Genomic DNA, 21265 nt, shown 5'->3' with positions numbered 1-21265 from the left:
GCCGCGGCGGGACCGCCGCGGGACGGGCGAAGGGGCGCGGTCGGAGACGGACGAGCGGTCGTCGCCGTACGTCGTCCGCCGGGCCCCCGTCACAGACTCCGCGCGGGCCAGTCCAGCAGCCGGGCGCCGATGACCGCGGTCTGCAGGGTGTAGCGGTGTCCGGGGTCGGCGGGATCGGTGCCGGTGAGCTGGTGGATGCGTTCGAGGCGGTACGTCAGCGCGCGCACGCTCAACGAGAGCCTGCGGGCCGCCGCCGCGGCGACACAGCCCGTGTCGAAGTAGGCGGTGAGGGTGTCCAGGAGCGGCTGGGCGCCGCCCCGAGCCGCGGTCAGCGGTCCGAGCGCGACGAGGACCAGGTCGGCCATCGCCTGGCGGTCCCGGGTCAGCACCGGGTACACGAGCAGGTCGGCGGCGCGCAGGACGGGCGTGTCCAGGCCGAGACGCGCGGCGAGTTCGAGGGCGTTCAGCGCCTCCTCGTAGGACTGGACGATCCCGCCGGGTCCGGGCCGGGGCCGGCCGAGGGCCACCCGGCCGCCGTGGGTGGCCGCGTGCGCCAGCCGGCCGAAGTGGGTGAGGACGTCGTCCTGTTCGCCGGGCGCGATGCACAGCATCCTGCCGCCCTTCGTGGTGAACAGGATGCTGCGGTCCCCGAAGCGGGCGATCAGCGCCCGCTCCACCTGACGGGGCACGGGCGCCGACTCGTCGTAGGCCGTCGGTCCCTCGGCGACGGCGACGGCGTGCGTGGGGGAGAGCCGCAGACCGAAGCGTTCCGCCCGCTCGGCCAGGCGGCCCAGGTCGCTGCGCCCGTAGAGCAGGTCGTCGATGAACTCGCGCCGGGCGGCCTCCTCCTTGCGCACGGCGAGGAGCTGGGCCCGGCCGTAGCCCTCGGCGAAGGCGTCGACGACCTGCTGGACCGCGGCGAGCGCGCCGTCGGCCGAACCGGGTGAGGCGGGCCAGGCGGCGCGGGCGGCGGAGAGATGGGCGCTGACGAGGGCGGGCAGCCCGTGTCCGGCTTCGGCGGCGCGCTCGCCCAGGTTCCGCCGGGACTCGATCTCGTCGCGGGTCAGACGCCTGCCGGTGACGGAGACGTCCACCAGTATCCGGGCATAGCCCTCCAGATACTGCTCGGGTATCTGCCGTTCCATCGGTTCGCCCCTGTTTTCTTGACGGCCCGGTGACGACTTCTTGACGGTGACCGGCACGCAGAGCCTAGGCAATACTGCCGGGAACCGGCAATGCGCATGTCACGCACGGCGATACACGATGTCGGCAGGGGAGTACGGAGGACGGTCCCGTGCCGGACACCGGCAGAGTCGACGGTGTCCGGCACGCGGCCGGGACGGGCGGATCAGAGGCGCCTGACCCGGGCGGCGCCTGACTCAGGGCGCGGGCCACCGGACGGTGCCTGATTCAGGGCGCGGGCCAGTTGCGCAGCAGGGCGTCGAGGGCGTCCAGGATGCGTGCCCAGCTCTCGGCCGAGTCGGGAGCGCTGTGACTGAAGCCTCCACTGGACTCCAGGCTCACATAGCCGTGGAACACACTGCCCAGTAGACGGACCGCGTGGGTCTCGTCCGGTTCCGTGAGCTCGTAGCCCCGCAGGATCGCCCGCATCATGTGCGCGTGCTTGACGCCGGCGCTCGCCGCCGCGGTCTCGGGGTCGAGCCTCAACCGGGCGGCGGCATACCGCCCGGGGTGCTCCCGGGCGTAGTCGCGGTAGACGTTCGCGAAGGCGGTCAGGGCGTCCCGGCCGGCCCGTCCGGCGAGTGCCGCCGCCCCCCGCTCGGCGAGCTCGTCCAGGGCGAGCAGGGCGATACGGGTCTTGAGGTCCTGCGAGTTCTTCACGTGCGAGTACAGACTCGCGACCTTGACGTCGAACCGCCTGGCCAGGGCCGAGACGGTCACCTGGTCGAAGCCGACCTCGTCGGCCAGCTCCGCTCCGGCTCGTGTCAGGCGTTCGGCGTTCAGTCCCGCGCGGCCCATGTCCTGCCTCCCTCGCCTGCTCTTCGGCGTAACCGATTATGCATTTGCCTAAAGCTTTTAGGCAAATTACCGTGAGTCTTATGAAGCCGTTGACCGAGCAAGAGATCCGTGCCGCGTTCGTGAACTGCACCAAGGGTGAGGCGAAGCGCCTGTCCGTCCCGCGCGACCTGGCCGAGCGGCCCTGGGACGACCTGGACTACCTCGGCTGGCGGGACCCCCAGGCGCCCGATCGCGCCTATGTCGTGGCCGAGCTGGATGACGGCCTGAAGGGCCTGATGCTGCGCTGTCCCAGTGCGACGGTGGGGCAGCTGCGGCGCAGCATGTGCTCGATGTGTGTGACCACCCATACCGGGGGTGTCTCGCTGATGGTCGCGCCCAAGGCGGGGAAGGCCGGGCAGCAGGGAAACTCGGTCGGCGCCTACATCTGCAGCGACCTGGCCTGCTCGCTGTATGTCCGGGGGAAGAGGGACGCGGGCGTCGGAGGGCGGCTGCACGAATCGCTGACGCTGGAGGAGAAGATCCAGCGGACGGTGGCGAACCTCGCGGCGTTCATCGCCAAGGTGACGGCCTGACCGGTGGGCTGGGGTGCGGTGCGGGTGCCGCACACGGCAGTGCCGTGCCGTGCCGTGTGGTGCGCTGCCGTGGGGTGCCGTGGTGTTCAGTGCGGTTCGGTGCGGCGCAGGGGGATGTCGAGTGGTGCGGCGTCCGTGGTCGGTGGTGCGGTGCGGCGGCGGGCCGCGGCGCGAACGCCGCGGCCGTGGCACCGGACTGTCACCGGCCCCGCAGGCCCGCGAAGCCGCGCGGTGGTACGAGCCTCGCTCGGCCACCCGGGTCCGACCGCTTCAGTCGCCGTCCTTCTTGGCCTCCGCCTTGACCTTCGCCTCCGCCCTGGCCTTCGTCTCAGCCTTCTCAGCCTTCTCAGCCTTCTCAGCCTTCTCCGCCTTCGCCTCGGCCTTCGGCTTCGCGGGCGCGGGCGCGACGGCCGCAGGCACCGACGCCTCTTCGCCCTCGACGGCCGTGTAGAACACGGACGTGCCCTGCTTGGCGCGGTGGGCATGGCTCTTGGCCACGAGGTTCTCGAGGGTGGTCCGGACGACGTTGGTCTGGATGCGACGCTCGGGGTGCGTCTGGCCCAGCGCCGTGGACACCTCGGCGGCGGAGCGCGGTTCCCGCTGCTCCGTCAGATAGCGGCGGATGAGTTCGATGAGGGTGGGCTGCGTCGAAACGGCCTTGTCCGCGGGCTTCTTGGCCGCCGACGTCCGTGCCGTCGCCGGCTTCCCGCCGTCGGCCTTCCGGCTGTCGGTCTTCCGGCCGTCGGCCCGCCTGACCCGCGCGCGCTTGCCGTCGGCGGGCTTGGCCGCGGCGGGCTTGGCGGGAGTCTTCTGACGGGGCACGGCCGCCGTCGTCGGCTCGGGGCCGGTCTCGACGGGCGCGGACGTGGCCCCCAGCGCCTGCTGAAGGTTGGTGAGGACGGCGTGGTCGTGCCGCAGGGCGTTCAACTGCTCCTGCAGCGCCTCCATTTCCGCACCGATGCGGTCCTGTTCCTTGGCGTTGCGCTCCAGGTCGGCGACCACCTGGGCCGTGTACTGCGATGTCAGCTGGGTGGGAGTCTGGGTGTCGGGCACGATGGGACCTCTCTTCGGAGCGCGGTCGCCACATGAACACCCCGGGAAGGTGCCGCGGGGCAGGGCGTGTTGGTGTCGAACCGGGCTGCATGGCTGGGCGACCGCACGTGGTGCGTATGCCCCGGCTTACAGATAGTACGGACAGTGTTGGCCCGTTGTTCCTTTCGCGTGCGGGTTCGCCCCAAAGGGGAGTTCGGGTCGTGCCACGGGATTGACCGGCCGATGTGCAGTCCGGGTTCCGCACCGGGCACATGAGGGCCGTGCCCAACTCGTCCGTGGGGCGCGTGCGGAGGGCCGCAGCGGTGCGTCGGGGCCGACCGGAGGTGTGCCGACTGCACCGGCGGCGCGCGGGTACACGACCCCTACGACAGGGCACGAAGGCACGAGTGGAAGCGGGGTCGGGCGATGGCGGTCAAGGCGATGGGCTGGGCGCACTCGTTCCCGGTCTCCGGAGGGGTGAGCGCCGGGCGACGCTGGACCCGCCGGCACCTGGAGTCCCTGGCCTGGACGGCCGACGAGCCCGACACGGTGGACGCCGTCGTGCTGGCGGTCTCCGAGTTGCTCACCAACGCCCACATACACGCCCACAGCGACGCGCAGCTCGTCCTCACCTGGGACGGCGACTGCCTGCACGTGAGTGTCCACGACGAGGACTCCACACTGCCGCGCCAGCGTGACCCGGAGCCGGGAGCGGTGTCCGGCCGCGGGGTGGGCATCGTGCGGATGCTCGCCGACGAGTGGGCCATGAAGTGCCAGCGGCACGGAAAGACGGTCACGGCATGCTTCCGCCCGTCCGGCGCCCACCGGGGCGGCGACGAGGTCCGGCTGGGCGGTGACGAGGCCCGTCGGGGCGGCGACGAGGTCCGGGTGGGCGGTGACCCCGTACGACACCGTGGTGAGGACGGCTGAGACCCACCGCCGTTCCCGTCCCGGACCGGTGGTGCCCGGCGCGTGCCGCCCGGACGGCCCGCTCGCCGGGCGAGGCCCGGGTACGCCGCCTATGTTGAGCAGGTGAGCGGCTCCAGCGTTCCACCCGAGGGCGGGGACGGCACACACCGGCCGGCCGGTCCGCGAACCGACTACGCGGGCGCCATCTACGGCTCGATCCTGGCCGCCTCCGTCGTCGCCACGGCCGGAACGACAGGGGAGTTCCCGCGACTCGAGGCCGTCGTGCTGCTGATCGTCACCGGCCTCGTCTTCTGGGCGACCCATGTGTACGCGCAGCTCGCCGGCGAACGCATCCACGGGCAGCGGTGGACCCTGCAGCAGATCCGCAGGATCGGCACGCACGAGTGGTCCATCGTCGAGGCGGCCACCCTTCCCGCCGTCGCGGTGGCCCTCAGCGCCCTCTTCGACCTGAGTGTGAACACGGGGCTGTGGGTCGCCCTGGCCGTCGCGGTGGGCCAGCAGGTCATGTGGGCGTGTCTCGGAGCCGTCCGCGCCGGCGCCTCCCACGGGCTCGTCGTCGCCGAGGGTGTCGTGAACCTGGCCCTCGGGCTGATCATCGTCGCCGCCAAGGTCGTCCTGAAGCACTGAGCACCCACGACCGCCCCGGACCTCGGAGGACTGGTTAGCCTGGAGCGGAGGGGGAGGCTCGGGTGACGGCCCAGAGGAGGCCGGTATGGCCGGTACCGCAGACACAGATTCCGGGGTCGGCGCCGACGGCGGGACCCGCGCCGGGCGCGGCAGCCCGCACGGCGGCACACATGAGGCGGCCGACGGCCCGCACGGCACGGCCGGCGCCACATACGACGCGGCCGGCGGCCCGTACGGCGCTACTCATGCCGCGCCCGGCGCCACACACGACGGGGCCGGCGGCCCGTACGGCCCGGGCGGCGGGACCCATGCCGCGCCCGGCGCCCCGTACGGCACGGACACCCCCCGCTACCTGCCGATCGCCGACCACGGCCTGATCGGGGACCTGCGCAGCGCGGCCCTGGTCGGCACCGACGGCACCATCGACTGGTACTGCTGCCCCCGCTTCGACGCGCCGAGCGTCTTCGCCTCGATCCTGGACGCCGACAAAGGCGGCTGCTTCGAACTGGCCGCGGACGTTCCGGCGCGCACGAAGCAGTTCTACTTCCCCGACACGAACGTGCTGATCACCCGGTTCTTCGCGGACGACGGCGTCGGGGAGATCCAGGACTTCATGCCGGTCGCCGACGACTCGCGCGAGGCCGACCGGCACCGCCTGATCCGCCGTGTGATGTGCGTCCGCGGAACCCTGCCCTTCCGCGCGCGCGTCGCCCCCCGCTTCGACTACGGGACGACCCCGCACACCGTGCGCATCGACTCAGGCCAGGCCGTCTTCGCCACGCCCGCGCTCAGGCTGGCGCTGACGGCCACGGTGCCCATCGAGGCGGCCGGGAACGACGTGTGGTCGCTGTTCAAGCTGCGTGAGGGAGAGTCCGCGGTCTTCGCCCTCGACCACGTCACCGAGGAGGTGGCCCCGCGGTTCTGCGCGGTGACGGAGGCCGAGCGGGAGTTCGGGGCCACCGTGCGCTACTGGCGGCGCTGGCTGTCGCAGTCGCGCTACCGGGGCCGCTGGCGGGAGATGGTGCACCGCTCCGCGCTCACCCTCAAGCTGCTCACGTACGCCCCCACCGGAGCCATCATCGCCGCGCCCACCACCAGCCTGCCCGAGCGCATCGGCGGCGAGCGCAACTGGGACTACCGCTATGTGTGGGTCCGTGACGCCGCGTTCTGCGTATATGCGCTGCTGCGTCTCGGCTTCAAGGACGAGGCCGAGGCGTTCATGTGCTTCCTGTGCGCCAACGTCCAGTGCGACATACCCGCGGACGTCGGTCCGGACGGCCCCCTGCAGATCATGTACGGCATCGACGGGCGCCGTGACCTGCCCGAACGCGAGCTGACGCACCTGGAGGGCCATCGCGGATCGTCCCCCGTACGTGTCGGCAACGGCGCCGTCGGCCAGCTCCAGCTCGACATCTACGGCGCCCTGATCGACTCCCTCTACCTCTACGACAAGTGGGGGCAGCCGCTGTCCAGCTCGCACTGGGACAGCGTCAGCGGCATCGTCGACTGGGTCTGTGAGAACTGGGACCAGCCGGACGAGGGAGTGTGGGAGACCCGCGGGGGCCGCAAGGACTTCCTCTACTCCCGCGTCATGTGCTGGGTGGCCATCGAACGCGCCATGCGGCTGGCCCGGCACCGCGGCCTGCCCGCCGACCTGAACCGCTGGGGCGCCGCCCGTGACACGATCTACCGGCGGATCATGAGCCATGGCTGGTCGACGGTACGCAACGCCTTCACCCAGACGGAGAACAGCGACATCCTCGACGCGTCGCTGCTGATGATGCCGCTCGGCAAGTTCATCTCCCCGACCGACCCGAAGTGGCTCGCCACCCTCGACGCCCTGGGCGAGGAACTGGTCTCCGACTCCCTCGTCTACCGCTACGACCCGCTGGCGAGTCCCGACGGCCTCAGCGGGGAGGAGGGCACCTTCTCGATCTGCTCGTTCTGGTACGTCGAGGCACTGACCAGGGCGGGCCGTCTCGACGAGGCCCGGCTCGCCTTCGAGAAGATGCTCACCTACGCCAACCATCTCGGCCTGTACGCGGAGGAGATCGGCCACACCGGGGAGCAGTGCGGCAACTTCCCCCAGGCCTTCACCCATCTCGCCCTGATCAGCGCCGCCTTCAACCTCGACCGCAGGCTCGGCTGACCCCGGCGGGGCCGCGCGCTCAGGGTGCCGTGAAGAGGCCCGGGAATCGGGGCGCGAGCCACGGCTTGCGCCCGCGGACGAGGATGCGGCCGCGCAGGATCGGGCCCACTTGTCCCAGACGGCCGAGACCCATCAGCAGGAAGGTGACCGGTTCGATGGAGATGGTGCAGTCCGGTCCGGCCGGCGGCTCCGCGTCGACGGTCAGCACTCCGTCCGCCAGCGTCACGCCGAACCCGCCGCCGCCCCACAGCCGTACGTCGTAGCGGGCGTTCATGCCGGCGGTGCGCAGCGGGTCGGTGACCCGCGGCATCGCGGTGAGCATGAACGGCAGGGTCAGCCGGACCCGGGCCCGGTCCAGCATGTGCGGCCGCCCCAGCGCGCGGGCGAGGTCGTAGCCGTGGCCGAGCATGTGCGTGAGCAGATACGACCCGAGCTCGTGCGGGCTCATCGAGCCGAGCGGGGTGACCACGGGCCCCTCGGTGGCCGACTCCTCCAGGGCCTTCACACAGGCGTCGGCGTGCTCGACGATCATCGCGGCCAGGGGCTCGGCGTTCCGCTCCCCGAACTCCGCCAGCGACCGCTCGTTGGCCCCGGCGAGGCTCTGCGGGGTGCCGTCCCCGTAGGGGCGCGCGTGTCCCGCAGCGAGCCCGGCCATCAGCTCGTTGGCCAGCGCCAGATGCGCGGCCGCCTCGCCGACGCTCCACTCGGCCCCGGGAATCCGGCGTTCCATGTCGGCGTCGGCCCGCAGCAGCGCGGCGATCTCCTCGGCGGTCTCGCGTATCGCCGCAGCCAGCCCCTCGGGCAGCCCCCTTCGCACGTCCTGCCCAGCCACTGCGTCCACGTCCTCGCCTTTCCTGTCTTCGCCTGACGCCGTCGCCCCCTCCGGGCCGCGGGCAGACCGGAGGGGGCGACGGATTACCGGTCACCGGGCGTACAGGAGACCAGGCAACAGGAGCAGCGACAAGACCCTGAGCAGCGAGAACGCTCCACGAGGGCGGACTTCGGGGGCAATGCGGGCATTCGCGTCAGGAATGCGCCGACGTCGGGTGACCGTTGTACGCCTCCACGCGCAGCGAGGGGCGGCCGGAGGGGAGCGCGGCGGCCGGCCAGGACAGGGTGACCTTCTGGGACTCGCCGGGCAGCAGCCACAGATAGTTGTCGCTGTACAGGGTCGGCAGGACGCGGTCACCACTGGCACGGTCCACGAGGGAGAGCCTGGTCATCGCGGCGACGGCCTTGCCCCGGTTGCGCACGGTCGCGGTCATCTCGTGGCGTGTCCCGGTCCGCGAGAGACGGGTGACGGAGGCGGACAGCCGGACCTGTTCGGCCTGCGTGAGCGCCTTCATGGCCGCCGGGGTGCGGTAACGCCAGTAGGTGTTGCGCGAGAGCGGGCGGCCGGCGGCGTCCTCCAGTGTCAGCCGGAGCAGGTGCAGGTCGGGCAGACCGTCGGTCCACGCGACCGTGAACGCCCGGGTGGTGGCCGCGGCCGGGACGTCGGCGGCGGTCGTCCGCGGGGCGCCGAGCGGCCGGCCGGAGAGGTCGTGGAGGCGGGCGGTGACCTTGGCCCCCTTCACGGCCGCGCGGGTGTGGTTGACGGCGATGACCTGTCCCGTCCTCGGGTCCGCCTGCACGTGCAGGGGCTCGCAGGCCGAACGGGCCCCGTAGTAGGTGCCATTCACGTCGAAGTCGTAGTCGTAGGTCTGCCAGACCGTGCTGTGCCACGCGGGGTGGGACATCCACAGCATGAGACCGCTGGCGTCGTCCCACATGTTCGCGTTCCAGGCCTCGAACATGGCGCGGGTGTTCTCGTAGTTGACGAACTGCGCCTTGCGGGCGAAGTCGTCGAGATCGGTCGCCGTGCCGAGGCGGGCCTCGATGGCCGTCTTGTAGTTCTGCGGCGCCTGGTTGCCCCGCTCGCTCCAGTCGTGGTAGTACCACGCGCCGCCGATCGGCCACTCGGGTTCGTCGCCGGTCATGTTCCGCAGGCTCGCCGCGGTGGAGACGACCGGCATGCCGATCTCGGTGTGGAAACCGAAGCTGTCACTGCCGTACGTCGACGGCTCGTAGTACTTCTCGGGCTCCACCCAGCCGTAGGGGCCGCCGCCGGTGATGATCCCGCCCGCCGAGTTGTTCTGGTACAGGATGCCGGGCGCCTGCTGTTCGACCGCCTCGCGCATGCCCTTGTCGATGGCCGCCGGCGGATTGCCCTCGTTGGCACCGCACCACACGACCACGCAGGGGTGGATGCGGTAGCGCAGCACGGTGTCCCGCGCGGTCGAGTTGAAGGCGTCGTGGTCCGGCGGGTCCATGCCCCAGGCGTTGGGGAAGTCGTTCCACACCAGGATTCCGTGCTCATCGCAACTGGCGTAGAACTCCTCGCGGTTGATGCTGCCGACCCAGTTGCGGATCATGGTGAAGTTCATGTCGCGGTGCATGCGCACCGCCGCGTCCATGCGGGCGGCGGGCATCCGGCGCAGCAGCTCGTCCCAGCCCCAGTTGCCTCCACGGGCCAGCACCCGTACGCCGTTCACGCTGATCTTCAGCGGTTCGGGCGTGTTGGTCACCGACTTGACGTCGGTCCACGCGTCGCCGTCGTCGGACACCTGGATCGTGTACGTCTTCGGGTACGCCGCCTCCCACACGATCGCCACCCGGTCGAAGCGCCGTGCTGTGCCGAGGTCGACCCGGATCCACTGGTGGTCGGCGTACTGCGAGGACCAGCGCGTGCCGGGGTCGCCGTCGGTGGCGGCGGACGCCGGGTGGCCGTCGTCCTCGGTGGAGGCGGTGACCGTCTTGCGCAGCGCGAGGTCGGTGCCGGGGTCGGTGCTGTCGAGCACGGAGAGGGACCACAGGGAGTTGCCCCAACTGGTGTTCCGCTGACCGGTGCTGATGCGTACGAAGCGGGCGGTGCGCGGCTCGAAGTCCTCCACCTGCAGGCTCGCGTCGCCGTCGTTGAAGGGCAGCGGAACCGCGGTGTTGTCGACGGCTCGCGCGTCCTGCCAGTCGGAACCGTCGGTGGACACCTGCACCACGAAGGTCCGGGCGTACGCCCTCTCCCAGACCAGGTCGACCCGGTCGAACGACTGGGTGGAGCCCAGGTCCACCTGGATCCACTGATCGTCCCGGTAGGCGGAGGACCACCGGGTGGCCGGGTCGCCGTCCGTGACGTTGCCGGCGCCGTGGCCGTCCTCGTCCACCGTGGAGGCGGTGGCGGAGGCGTGCAGGGCGAGGTCCGTTCCCGGCCGTGAACCGTCGAAGACGGACAGGGCCCACAGCGAGCTGCCCCAATCGGTCGCACGGGTCAGACACTTGATCCTGACGTGCCGGGCCCGCCGGGCGCCGAGGTCCACGGACTGCGTGTACGCGTCGCCGGTGGCGACGAAGGGGAGCGGTACGTCGTACTCGTAGCCGAACTGGCGTATGCCGAAGCGGGTGGTGCGCCGGTCGCTCTCGGTGCCGTCCACCCGGGCGGTCAGGGTGAGGTCGTGCAGACGGGGGTTTCCGAGCCCGTTGGGCCACCAGAGTTCGGGATCGCGCAGCCGCAGCCGGCCGAAGGCATCGGGAGCGAAGACGACGTCGACGCTCTTGCCGGCCGGGACGGTGACGGTCTTCGCGACCCGTACGTCGCCGAACGCGGCGGTGACGGTCGCCTCGTGGTCGGCGCCGTCGGCGTTGCGCACCGGGACGACGATGGTCAGTTCGGCCGTCGAGGTGTCGGGCAGGTCCGGCAGCACGGTGTCCACCCGCGGGTCGCCGATGACGACCTGCCCGGTGGATCTCAGCCGGACGTGGTTCCAGATGCCGGCCACCCGGTCCCGTACGGCGGGCATCCAGTCCCAGCCCGAAGAGGCCAGATAGGTCGGGGAGTTGAGGTTCATCTGGCCGGCTCCGGCGTCGACCCAGGCCTCACCGGCCGGGCCCTTGTCCCCGGGGCTGCCGGGGACGGGCATCGGCGTGATCCGCACCGCCAGCGCGTTCTCGTCCTTCGCCCGCAGGAGGTCCGTGACGTCGTGCGCCGAGCGGGCGAAGGGGTAGAGCAGGTCGCCCACACCGTGCCCGTTGAGCCAGATGTCCGCCTTGTGGTTGATGCCGTCGAACTCGAGCCAGACACGGCGTCCGGCGCCGGTCCGCAGCCCGCGCGGCACCGTGAAGTCCCGCTTGTACCACCAGGCGTGGCGGGAGAGCGCCTCCGGGACGCGCAGATTGTTCAGGCCGGCGACGGGGTCGGGCAGCTTGCCCTGGTCGACGAGCGAGGCCAGGACCGTGCCGGGCACGGTGGCGGGCAGCCAGTTCCGGGTGTCCACGCCGCTGCGCGACAGCGCGGCACCGTCGCCCTCGGCCCAGTCGTCCATGGTCAGCGCCCAGCCGGACTCCAGCGGTACGGTGCCGTCGTCGGCCACCTTCAGCGCGGGGGCGTGGCCGTCGTGCGTGCCCCAGTCGGTCCAGCCGGTCGCCGAGGGTCTGTGTCCCGGGGCCGTACCGAAGACCTCGAACCCGTTCAGCCCGAGCGGGTTGGCGCTGGAGCGCTTGCGGGAGGTCAGGCGCACCCAGCGGGCCGTGGTCGCCTTGGGGAGCTGGATCTCCACGACCCCACCGGTTCCGGCGGTCGTACGGTACACACTCGACCAGGACGTGTGGTCACGCGAGGTCTCGACCACGAAGTCGACCGCGTAGCTCGACAGGATCTCCCTGCCCGTGGTGCCGTCGGCCCAGTTCCCGCTCGCGGGAGGGGTGAACACCGGGTCGCCCGCGTCGGCCTCGAAGGTGAGCCGGATCCAGGTGACCTGACAGTCCGCCTGGAGATCGACCGAGATCCACTGCGGGTCGCCGCCGGCCGCACGCCATCCGGTGCCGCGCACGCCGGGGGAGGGGACGCGGTCCACCACGAACTCGCCGGGCGTGGGGGCGTAGTCGGTGGAGGAGACGGTGACCGGCCGGTACACGGCCAGTTCCTCGGCGGCCCCCCGGCTGCCGGTGGTGCCCGATTGTCCGGCGGCCGAGGCGGTGCCCGGGAGCGTGGTGCCGAGGCCGAATCCGGCCAGCAGGGTCGAGCCGGTGAAGACGATCGATCGTCGCGAAGGGGAGTGCGCAGGATTCGGCTGAGCCATCAGCGGGGTGTCCAATCACACGGTGGTGCTTGCCGAGCACAGGGGTTGGCAACGTTGTCAGGGCGAATGACAACGTTGCCAAGGCTGTGACGCGTGATCGCTCCTGTCAAGGGTTGCGTCGTGGATTGCCCCGGTGCCGGGAGGATTTGTCCGACCGTCAGGGGTGACCGACCCGGCGACCGGACCTCCTCTCGGGCCGGCGAGGGTTCATTTCCGGCCGGTGGCGCGGCGACCGCGGGGACGCGGTGCCGGGCTCAGCCGCTCGCCCTGATCGTCTTCATCGCCAGACGGGACTCGACCTGGACGTCGCCCTGACCGCCCTGTTCACCGTCCTCGCCCTGGACGCCGTCCGGGACCTGCGGGGCGACCTGCCCACCCCGTTCCTCGCGGCCGCCTGCGCTCTGGCCGCCCGGCTGCTGGTCCCCGGTCAGATGCTCCTGACCGCCTTCGCGCTGTTCACCGTCGCGCTCCTGGCGCGGCGCTTCACCACCTCCGGGAGACCCGCACATGTCTGACACGGGCTACGCCGTCGGCGCGGTCCTCCTGGCCGCGGCCCTCACCTGGACCCTGCGCGCCCTGCCCTTCGCCGCCCTCGCCCCGCTGCGGGCCGGCGCCACCGTGCGGTACCTCAGCGCCCGTATGCCCGTCGGGGTCATGGTCATCCTGGTCGTCTACTGCCTGCGCGACCTGTCCCTCGCCCAGCCGCTGGCCCTCGCCCCGGTCGCCGCCCTGGCCGTCACCGTCGGCCTGCACCTGTGGCGCCGCAACGCCCTGCTCAGCATCCTCGCGGGCACCGCCGTACACGTGGCGCTGGCGAGCAGCGTCTTTCCGCGCTGACCCGGCCTTACCTCCCGGGTAATCGACTCCCGCGGACGAGGCGGGCAAGGTCGTTCGCGGACGGAGCCCCGACAGCAGGAGGACGCCATGACCGCGTACGCCATCGCCCATCTGCGGGAAGCCGCGCCGCACCCGGAGATCGCCGACTACATCGAGCGGATCGGTGCCACCTTCGAGCCGTACGGCGGCCGGTTCCTCGTGCACGCCGCGCGGCACGAGGTGGTGGAGGGCGACTGGCCGGGCCATGTCGTGGTGATCGGGTTTCCCTCGATCGCCGAGGCGCGTGCCTGGTGGGACTCGCCCGCCTACCGGGAGATCGCTCCGCTCCGGTCGCGGCACATCGAGGGGGACATCGTCCTCGTTCCGGGTGTCCCCGAGGGCTACGACCCGACGGCCACCGCACGGGCGATGCGGGAGGCGTTCCCGGCCGCGTAGCCCCGCCGGACGACCGAGGGGGATCGCGCCGCCCGGCCCCGGGCGACGCGATCCCCCTCTCGTCCGACAAGCCCTACTGGTGCGGCTCGGCGGGGAGGCCTTGAGCCGACGGCCTCGGACGGGGTGGCTGTCGGCCGCGCCCCGTCCGGATCCGGACGGGTGTCAGCAGGCGCCCTCGTCCTGCCAGGGACCCCAGTCGACGCCGGTCGGCGTCTCGTTCTGGGTCCACCACTTGGCCTTCCAGTTGTGGTGGTTGTACGAGGCCTCGTTGCCGGCCGTGTAGACCGTGGCCGCGTTCCAGGCCGCCTTGCAGCCGCCGCCCGGCGTGGGGGTCGGGGTCGGCGTCGGAGTGGGCGTCGGAGTCGGGGTGCCGGTGGGCGGGGTCGCGCCGGCGAACTTCACCGAGTACTTCGCGAAGTCCCAGGAGTTCTGGGTCACGCTGGAGCATGTGCCCGACGTACGGCCGCCGTTGTCGGCGGGGGTGCACTGGCGGTCGCGGTTCAGGGACCAGAAGGTGAAGCGGTCCATGGCGTGGCTCGTGGCGAAGTCCAGCACCGTCTGGAAGTCGGCCTGGGAGAAGTACTCGCCGGTGTCACTGCGGCCGTTCATGCCGGAGAAGCCCTCGTGGGCGTACGCGGTCGCCTGGTCCCAGCCGAAGGTCGACTGGAGGATCGTGTTGAAGTTGGCGAGCGCGCTCGTCTGGGACGCGGCGCCGTTGAAGCCGCCGTCGAAGGGCATGATGGAGAAGTTGTTCGGGGTGAAGCCCTGCGACTTCGCCTCCAGGAGCATCTGCTTGCCGAACCAGCCGGTTCCGTCCGCCGTTCCGGCCGTGGTGACGGACACGTACAGGCCCGGGTTGTTCTGCTGGAGGATCTTGGCGGCGCCGATCTCGTTCCTGACGGCCGCCGTGTTCTCGTACTCCGGCTCCTCCAGGTCGAAGTCGATCGCGTGCAGGCCGTACTTGGTGACGACCTGCTGGTACGCGGCCGCGGTGGAGGCCGGGTCCGAGCAGGCCTGGCCGAGCTTGGTGCCGCCGTAGCCGCCGATCGAGACGGAGACGTCACCGCCCTTGGCGCGGATGGAGTTGATGACCGACTGCACGGCGGTGTCCGAGGACACCGCGGCCGTTCCGTCCCAAGTGGGCGTGCAGCCACCGCCGTTGGGGGCGAGGATGAAGGCGAGCTGGAAGGCCTTGAGGCCGGTCGCGTCCATGATGGCGCCCGCGTCCGGCGGATCGTTGTCCAGCGGCATCAGATAGGGGGCGGCGGCGTACCACCGGTTGCCGAGCGCGGTGGTCGCGCCCGATGCGCTGCCCGCGACGAGAGCGGTCGTGCCGACCGCGGCCAGGCTCACGGCGGCCGCCGCGCCCAGACATGCGCGAAGACGTCTCACTGTGCCTCCAGAGGGGTGGGGGAGTCTCCAGCCTCCGGGCACTGTCGCGATCACGTCAATACGTTGGACTAGACCAAACGGGTCTTTGGACTAGACCAGGCCAACTCTTTACCCGGCAACCGTTTTCGCGTCGCCCGTCCGTGGTCCGCGACCCCAATCAGCCCTGCCTGAAGGTGTGTTGCCCGGTGTCAGTACGGCAGCCCCTCCGACGCCGCGTGGAGGGCGGCGTGCAGGCATGTGGCGAGGTCCGCCTCCGAGGCCTGCGCCGCGTCGGCGAAACGTACGGCGAAGTCCTCGGCGGCCGCGCGCAGCGCGCCGTTGACGGTGGCCGCGTGCACCTTCACCCGCAGATCGTCCGCACTCCTGCCGGAACGCCGGGCGAGGACCTCGGTGAGGACCGGTAGAGCGTCGTCGTGGGCCTGGAGCCAGACGGCACGCAGTGCAGGCTCGGCGGGGGTCATGCGGATCAGGTCGAGTACCGCCGGGTCGGCGGACGGCAGCGTCCCGTGGCGGCAGGAAAGGATGAGGAAGTCCAGCAGCCCGGTCTCGGGCGGCCAGTGCCGCAGTCGGTCCGTGGCGGCGTCGAGTCCCGCCGTGAGTAACGGGCGTACGCAGCTCTCCTTGGTGGGGAAGTGGCGCCACAGTGTGCGGGTCGAGACGCCCACCGCCTCCGCGATCTGGTCCCCCGTGGTGCTCGTGACGCCCTGTGAGACGAACAGGCGCACGGCCTCGCGGGCTATGTCCAGCCGGAGGGCCTCCTTGCGCCGTTCGCTCAGTGACGGCCGCGCGGCCGTCGTGGCCCGGTCTGCGGGTGCCGCATCGCGCACCGTCGCCCCACCACCCCTGTCTCATCGACCGGAGCAGCATAGCGAGCCGCGCAGAACTGGCGCGCGCAGACATCTTGTCACTGAGTGACATCCGCTCCTACTCTCCTGATGTGACTCGGGAGTAACTAGCGGGTGTCGAACGGGACTTCGACGTCCGTTACACGACCGAGCGCAAAGACGGGAACAGGGCGGCCCGGGACAGCGGGAGACGGATCACAACGGCGGAGCCGCAGCCACGAGCCCCCGGGCTCCGCCGGACACGACACCCGAGCCACGCCGCCCCGCCCGCCGTCGCACGACGTGCGGGTGGACGCCGCACCACGCGCCGACCGGCCGACGGCGCGCGGGCGGTGCCTTCCTCCTGTCCACCTCCGCGACACGGCTGGGCACGCCGTCCCGTGCTGCCCAAGTCCGCGTCCGGGCACCGCCCTTCCCCCCTCACCGACCCGTCACCGTCACCGCCGGTCCAGCGGCGACGGCCCGGTCGGCACCCCCAGCCAGAACCGGCGTCACGCCATGGACGCCGCCGGCCGCCCGCACGACCCCCACGTTTCGACGAAGCAGGGAGTGAGCCGCATGCAACGACCCCACAGCACCCCTCAGCCGCATCCGGTGTCCAGCCGACGACCCCGCGCCGAGCGTGCACTGCCCTCCGCGCGCCCCGAGCCCGCCGCCCGCAACCGCAACCGCGGCCGCGTCCTCGCCACCGCACTCGCGGTGCTCGCCTGCCTGGGCGCCCAGGCGCTCCCCGCGGCGGCCGCCGACGCGGGCGCGGTGGTGTCCCGAGGCGTGACCATCCCCGCCTTCTACACGCCGCCGGCGACCCTTCCCGCGGCCAACGGCGCCCTGATCCGCACCGAACCCCTCCCCCTCGCGCTCAGCCTGCCCGGCCTCGACGGTCCGCTCCCCGGCACCGCCACCCGCCTGATGTACAAGTCCACCGACTCCAACGGGCGGCCCGTCGCCGTGACCGGCGCCTACGTCGAGCCCTCGGCCGCCTGGAAGGGCGGCGGCGCGCGCCCCCTGGTGGCCGTCGCCCCCGGCACCATGGGCCAGGGCGACCAGTGCGCGGCCTCCATGGGCCTCGAGCACCCGATCACCTTCAACGGCGAGACGGTCTCGGTCGGTTACGAGGACCTCGCCATCTACCGGCTCCTCGCCTCCGGCGTGGCCGTGGTCGTCACCGACTACGTCGGACTCGGCGCGACCGACCGGCTCCACACGTACGTCGACCGCCTCGACGGCGGCCACGCCCTGCTCGACGCCGTCCGCGCCGCCCGCGGACTCGCCGGGGCGTCGGTCGCCGCGGCCTCGCCCGTCGGCCTCTTCGGCTACAGCCAGGGCGGCGGCGCCAGCGCCTCGGCGGCCGAACTCCAGCCCACCTACGCCCCCGACATCACGCTGGCCGGCACCTACGCCGGCGCACCGCCCGCCGACCTCACCGAGGTGATCAAGGGCATCGACGGCAGCGCCCTCGCGGGCGCCCTGGGCTGGTCCCTCAACGGCTTCCTGCAGTCCGACCCCGACCTCCAGGACTTCGCCGACGCCCACATCAACGCCGCCGGCAAGGCCGCGCTGAACGACCTCTCCACGATGTGCGTCGGGGACGCCATCCTCGGCTACGCGTTCAAGAAGAGCACGTCCTGGACGACGGACGGCAAGTCCGTCAGCCAGCTCGTCGCGAGCACACCGGCCCTCCAGGACACACTGGCCGACCAGCGGATCGGCAAGCTGAAGCCGACCAGCCCGGTCCGCCTGGTCACCGGCGTCCAGGACGACATCGTCCCGCACTCCCAGGCACGTCAACTCGCCGTCGACTGGTGCCGCAAGGGCGCCGACGTCACCTACGACGCCATCATCCTGCCGAACCTCGGCGACGGACTGCTCCTCAACCACGTCGCACCCCTCATCACCGACCAGGGCGACGCCATCTCCTGGCTGACCGACCGCCTCTCCGGCAAGCGCGCCACCTCCAACTGCTGGACGATGCCGCTCCAGCCCTGATCCCCCGGTACGGGCTCCGGCGTCCCCCCACGGCGCCGGAGCCCGTCCGGGTTCCATCCGAAAGGCAAGCGGTCGTCATCGTTCAACGAGTGCCTTTTCGCGGCAAAGTGCCCTGAAACCATAAGGGAGTTCCTAGGCTCGCCTCCTGTTTCTCAGCATCCGGGAGGACCCGCGTGCCGCAGCCCCATCGGACGAACGAGAACGATCTCGTCCTCCCCAGCGGTTTCGACGACATCGTCCGCGTGATCGACCGCTACGTCGTCGACCGCCGCAACGGCGTCCCGCACAGGCGGCAGAGCGCCAGACACCGGCTCCCCGCCCTGATCCTCACCCGCGAGCCCGCGCCCGGAGCGACCACCGAGGGCACCACCCCCGACGGCGCGGCGACGGCGGACACCGGGCAGGGCGAGCCCGATCCCGCGCTGTCGGCCCTGGTACACGCCTACCACCACCGCCTGGTGCGCCTGAGCACCGGCGAGACGGGCCACCTGGCCAGCCTCGCGCCCCACGCCCTGGTCGACGAGGACCTCCTCGCCTGCGAGCACCCCGGCGAGGACACCGACCGGCCCGAGGGCCCCCACGTACGGCTCCTCGACCGGGTGGCCCGGCAGTTGCGCGTCACCATGCCGGACGGCTCCGGCACCTTGCGGCTGACCGAGTTCGACGCCTGTCTGTCGGTGCTGCGCGCCGACATCGCCGACGGGGACGTGCGGGACGAACGGCTGGCGCTGCGCGACCGGATCTACGACAAGTACGCCTGGAAGTTCGGGTTCGCCGCCGAGGCGGCCGCGCTCGGCGAGCAACTCGGCGCGAGGCGGTGGTCGGCGATCACGCGACTGGTGACCACACCGCTCGCCTGGCTGTGGCGGTGGTCGTACGGCGTACGGATCGACCGCGGCGCACGGTTCCGGTGGATCGGCGGGATGCTGGACGAGCCCGGGCGCAGCTTCCTCAACGCCGCCCTGTCCCTGCGCGACGCCCACCTGCGATCCCGGGCGCAGGAACGGGCCGACCGGGAAGCCTCCGCCGACGCCGGCGCTCCGGCCGCCTCGGCCAGGTCCGCCGCCTCCGCCGTGTCCGCCCGCGACGAGGCCGTGGTCCGCCAGGTCCTGCTGACCGCGCTCCTCCACGATCTTGCCCGGGCGGCCCGCCCGCCGGTGTGGAGCGCGCGCAGGCCGCGGCGGCGATGGCCCTTCGTCCTGCTGCTGCCGACGGTCGGCGGCGACGATTCCCCGAGCCGCAAGCTCCTGAACTCCTTCTCCGCCGTGTCCGAGGAGACCGGGACCTGCCCGCTGCTCGTCCTGGGCGCCGCCACGGCGGACATCCCGCCGTACGCCGTCGCCCTGCCACGGTCCGGCGTCCCGGGCCAGAACGCCCGGCCGGGCACTTACGGCGCGACGGCCCGGGCGGTGGCCTCGGTGCTCGCGGCGGGTGCTTCCGGGCAGTCGGTCGAGGCGGTGCGCGCGGTGCCGCTCTCCCGCGTGCCCGACAACGGCACGAGCGCCGAACGGCCCGCGGTGCAGCGGACCGTGCGCTCCCGCGAGCGGCGCGGGAGCGACTGGCTGCGCCCCGGGGTGGCCGGCGTGGCCGTGCTCGCGGTCATGGCCGTGGTCGCCGCCGGACTGTCGCGGGTGCCGGGGCTCGGCGGGACGGATCACCGGGCCGGGCCCGGGCCCACGCCCCGTGCCACGGACACCTGGTGTCCTCTGGTCGGCACGGGCGAGCGCGTGGGGATCACCGACGGCAGCGACGGATGTGAACTCGCCCATGGTCTGTACGCGCCCGAACTGCGGCTTCTGGAAGACCGGTTGGGGCGTCAGAACGCGGAGGTCGACCGGTCCGGGCCGTATCGCACCCTGGTCTTCTTCGCACCGCTCAGCGTCGGCTCCACGTCACGCCGGACGGTTCCCACCGGCCTCCAGATGCTGCGCGGGGCGCTGCTCGCCCAGGACCAGGTGAACCACCTGAATCTCAAGTCACAGATGCCGATCCGGCTGCTCGTCGCCAACGCGGGGGAGTACTTCACGTTCGGCTCGCACGGCGGACTCAACACGAGCAACGACAGTGATGTTGATGTGGCCCACATGATTGTCCAGCGCATCCACCGGGACCGCATCGCCGGCGTCATCGGCCTGACACAGAGCCGTCCGGAGTCCCTCCAGGCCGCGATCGAACTCGACGCCCAAGGAGTCACCGTCCTCGGCACCGGAGTCTCGGGCCAGGCCATGGTCGAGGGCGACTCCCCGGTGTCGTACTTCCAGCTCTCGGCGCCGGACGAGCGGGTCGCGCGGGTCATGGCGTCCTTCGCCCGGCGCTCACCCCGGCTGGCGGCCCTGACCAAGACCGCGCCCGGGCACACCGCACCGGCCGCCGTCCTGGTCTTCGACCCGCGCGACTCGTACTTCAGCGTGGACCTGAAGAAGCGGTTCACCCGCGCCTACGGGTCGGCCGGGCCGGTTCACCCCGTGCCGTACGGCGAATCGGGCAAGGACAGCCAGACGCCCGCCGTGGCGGCCAGCGTCTGCGCGCTGATCCGCAGGACCAACGGCTTCGTCGTCTACGCGGGCCGGTCCAGCGTCATGTACGACCTCTTCTACTACCTGCAGAGCGACAAGCAGTGCCGGACGCGCCAGGGCCGCGTCGCCGTGCTGGCCGAGAGCGCCGCCCCGTCCCTGGTGCAGCATCCGGAGACGATGCCGCGGGAGTTCGGCTCGCTGAGCCTGTTCTACAACCAGTTCAGCCTGCCCGACGCCAAGGGGCCCTTCGCGACGGGCTTCAAGGAGTCCTACGACGTCTCCGCCGACAGCGACGCCGCCGCGGGCTACGACGCGGTGAGGGTCTTCTTCCGGGTGATGAACGACATGCTGGACACCGACCCGCAGTTCACCCCCAGTGCCGTCGTCACCTACCTCCAGTCGACCGGAGTCACCGACTTCGTCGGCGAGTCGGGGATCATGACCTTCGGCAAGGGGCGCAAGTACCCGGTGAACAAAGAGGTCGACATCCGGGAGATCACCGCGGACGGACGCATCGTCGACGACCTGACGTGCGGGGCGGTGGACGTGAAGGCGGCGCCGGTGACGCGCTGGGGACCCTCCGGGAACTTCTTCTGCCCGCCGGACGACTGAGAACGGCCACGGGGCACGCGTCCGGGCGCGACCCCCGGACGCGTGCCCGGAGCCCGTCGCCCGCATCGGTCCCCGCACCGGCGCCCTCCTCGCCGGACTGCCCGACTCCGCTTTCCTGTGCGGGAGTTGAGGCCGCGAATCGCCGCCCGTACGAGGCAACCCGCCGGTTTCTTTCTCCGTCCTCGTGGGACGGGGGAGCGCTTCGGGACCAACGGGGCGACGGGGGTGAATGCCGACCAGGAGG

General features: G+C 71.9%; 15 protein-coding genes and 1 pseudogene. 9 read left to right on the top strand and 7 right to left on the bottom strand.

The window, feature by feature from the left end:
- Positions 1-89: 89 nt before the first annotated feature.
- Together ACFYYF_RS01610 and ACFYYF_RS01605 are read right to left on the bottom strand one after the other, a co-directional pair.
- Positions 90-1145, bottom strand: coding sequence for a PucR family transcriptional regulator (locus ACFYYF_RS01610; protein ID WP_388770204.1), 1056 nt, complete (start codon positions 1143-1145; stop codon positions 90-92).
- 265 nt (positions 1146-1410) lie between these two features.
- Entirely contained in the window at positions 1411-1980 is a 570-nt protein-coding gene (locus ACFYYF_RS01605; RefSeq protein ID WP_388770201.1) for a TetR/AcrR family transcriptional regulator, read from the bottom strand.
- Between the two features lie 80 nt (positions 1981-2060).
- Here ACFYYF_RS01605 and ACFYYF_RS01600 point away from each other — a divergent pair, with 80 nt between their 5' ends.
- Positions 2061-2552, top strand: coding sequence for an FBP domain-containing protein (locus ACFYYF_RS01600; protein ID WP_388770198.1), 492 nt, complete (start codon positions 2061-2063; stop codon positions 2550-2552).
- A 270-nt stretch (positions 2553-2822) separates the two neighbouring features.
- Here ACFYYF_RS01600 and ACFYYF_RS01595 read toward each other — a convergent pair whose 3' ends face one another.
- Positions 2823-3605 (bottom strand): hypothetical protein, encoded by a 783-nt coding sequence (locus ACFYYF_RS01595; RefSeq protein ID WP_388770195.1) that lies wholly within the window; start codon positions 3603-3605, stop codon positions 2823-2825.
- Between the two features lie 405 nt (positions 3606-4010).
- Between ACFYYF_RS01595 and ACFYYF_RS01590 the strand changes: the two genes are divergently transcribed.
- The 3 genes from ACFYYF_RS01590 (at position 4011) to ACFYYF_RS01580 (ending at position 7290) form a co-directional block, all read left to right on the top strand.
- On the top strand, positions 4011-4514 hold the full coding sequence (locus tag ACFYYF_RS01590) for an ATP-binding protein (protein ID WP_388770192.1): 504 nt from the start codon (positions 4011-4013) through the stop codon (positions 4512-4514).
- A 102-nt stretch (positions 4515-4616) separates the two neighbouring features.
- On the top strand, positions 4617-5141 hold the full coding sequence (locus tag ACFYYF_RS01585) for a hypothetical protein (protein WP_388770189.1): 525 nt from the start codon (positions 4617-4619) through the stop codon (positions 5139-5141).
- A gap of 85 nt (positions 5142-5226) precedes the next feature.
- Complete coding sequence (locus ACFYYF_RS01580; protein WP_388770187.1) at positions 5227-7290, top strand: glycoside hydrolase family 15 protein; 2064 nt, start codon at positions 5227-5229, stop codon at positions 7288-7290.
- Between the two features lie 19 nt (positions 7291-7309).
- On the opposite strand, the gene ACFYYF_RS01575 is transcribed toward ACFYYF_RS01580, so the two are convergent.
- Together ACFYYF_RS01575 and ACFYYF_RS01570 are read right to left on the bottom strand one after the other, a co-directional pair.
- Complete coding sequence (locus ACFYYF_RS01575; protein WP_388770184.1) at positions 7310-8131, bottom strand: maleylpyruvate isomerase family mycothiol-dependent enzyme; 822 nt, start codon at positions 8129-8131, stop codon at positions 7310-7312.
- Positions 8132-8315: 184 nt separating this feature from the next.
- Positions 8316-12398, bottom strand: a complete 4083-nt coding sequence (locus ACFYYF_RS01570; protein WP_388770181.1) for a discoidin domain-containing protein — start codon at positions 12396-12398, stop codon at positions 8316-8318.
- A gap of 299 nt (positions 12399-12697) precedes the next feature.
- Between ACFYYF_RS01570 and ACFYYF_RS01565 the strand changes: the two are divergent.
- The 3 genes and pseudogenes from ACFYYF_RS01565 to ACFYYF_RS01555 form a co-directional block, all read left to right on the top strand.
- Positions 12698-12913: pseudogene (locus ACFYYF_RS01565) on the top strand (branched-chain amino acid ABC transporter permease); the annotation flags it as partial.
- Positions 12906-13235, top strand: coding sequence for a branched-chain amino acid transporter permease (locus ACFYYF_RS01560; protein ID WP_388770179.1), 330 nt, complete (start codon positions 12906-12908; stop codon positions 13233-13235). The pseudogene ACFYYF_RS01565 and the gene ACFYYF_RS01560, both read left to right, overlap by 8 nt.
- A gap of 87 nt (positions 13236-13322) precedes the next feature.
- The gene (locus ACFYYF_RS01555) at positions 13323-13670 is read left to right on the top strand and encodes a DUF1330 domain-containing protein (protein ID WP_388770177.1); all 348 of its coding nucleotides are present in this window, start codon (positions 13323-13325) and stop codon (positions 13668-13670) included.
- A 162-nt stretch (positions 13671-13832) separates the two neighbouring features.
- On the opposite strand, the gene ACFYYF_RS01550 is transcribed toward ACFYYF_RS01555, so the two are convergent.
- A complete protein-coding gene (locus tag ACFYYF_RS01550; protein WP_388770174.1) occupies positions 13833-15062 on the bottom strand; it encodes a carbohydrate-binding protein in 1230 nt (409 codons plus the stop codon).
- 188 nt (positions 15063-15250) lie between these two features.
- Positions 15251-15889, bottom strand: coding sequence for a TetR family transcriptional regulator (locus ACFYYF_RS01545; RefSeq protein ID WP_361690035.1), 639 nt, complete (start codon positions 15887-15889; stop codon positions 15251-15253).
- A gap of 576 nt (positions 15890-16465) precedes the next feature.
- On the opposite strand from ACFYYF_RS01545, the gene ACFYYF_RS01540 reads away from it, so the two are divergent.
- A complete protein-coding gene (locus tag ACFYYF_RS01540; protein WP_388770171.1) occupies positions 16466-17893 on the top strand; it encodes a lipase family protein in 1428 nt (475 codons plus the stop codon).
- 173 nt (positions 17894-18066) lie between these two features.
- A complete protein-coding gene (locus ACFYYF_RS01535; protein WP_388770168.1) occupies positions 18067-21021 on the top strand; it encodes a hypothetical protein in 2955 nt (984 codons plus the stop codon).
- Positions 21022-21265 lie beyond the last annotated feature (244 nt).

It is taken from the genome of Streptomyces sp. NPDC001914 (genome assembly GCF_042891215.1).
GTDB lineage: Bacteria > Actinomycetota > Actinomycetes > Streptomycetales > Streptomycetaceae > Streptomyces.
This window is presented reverse-complemented; position numbering and strand designations above follow the sequence as displayed.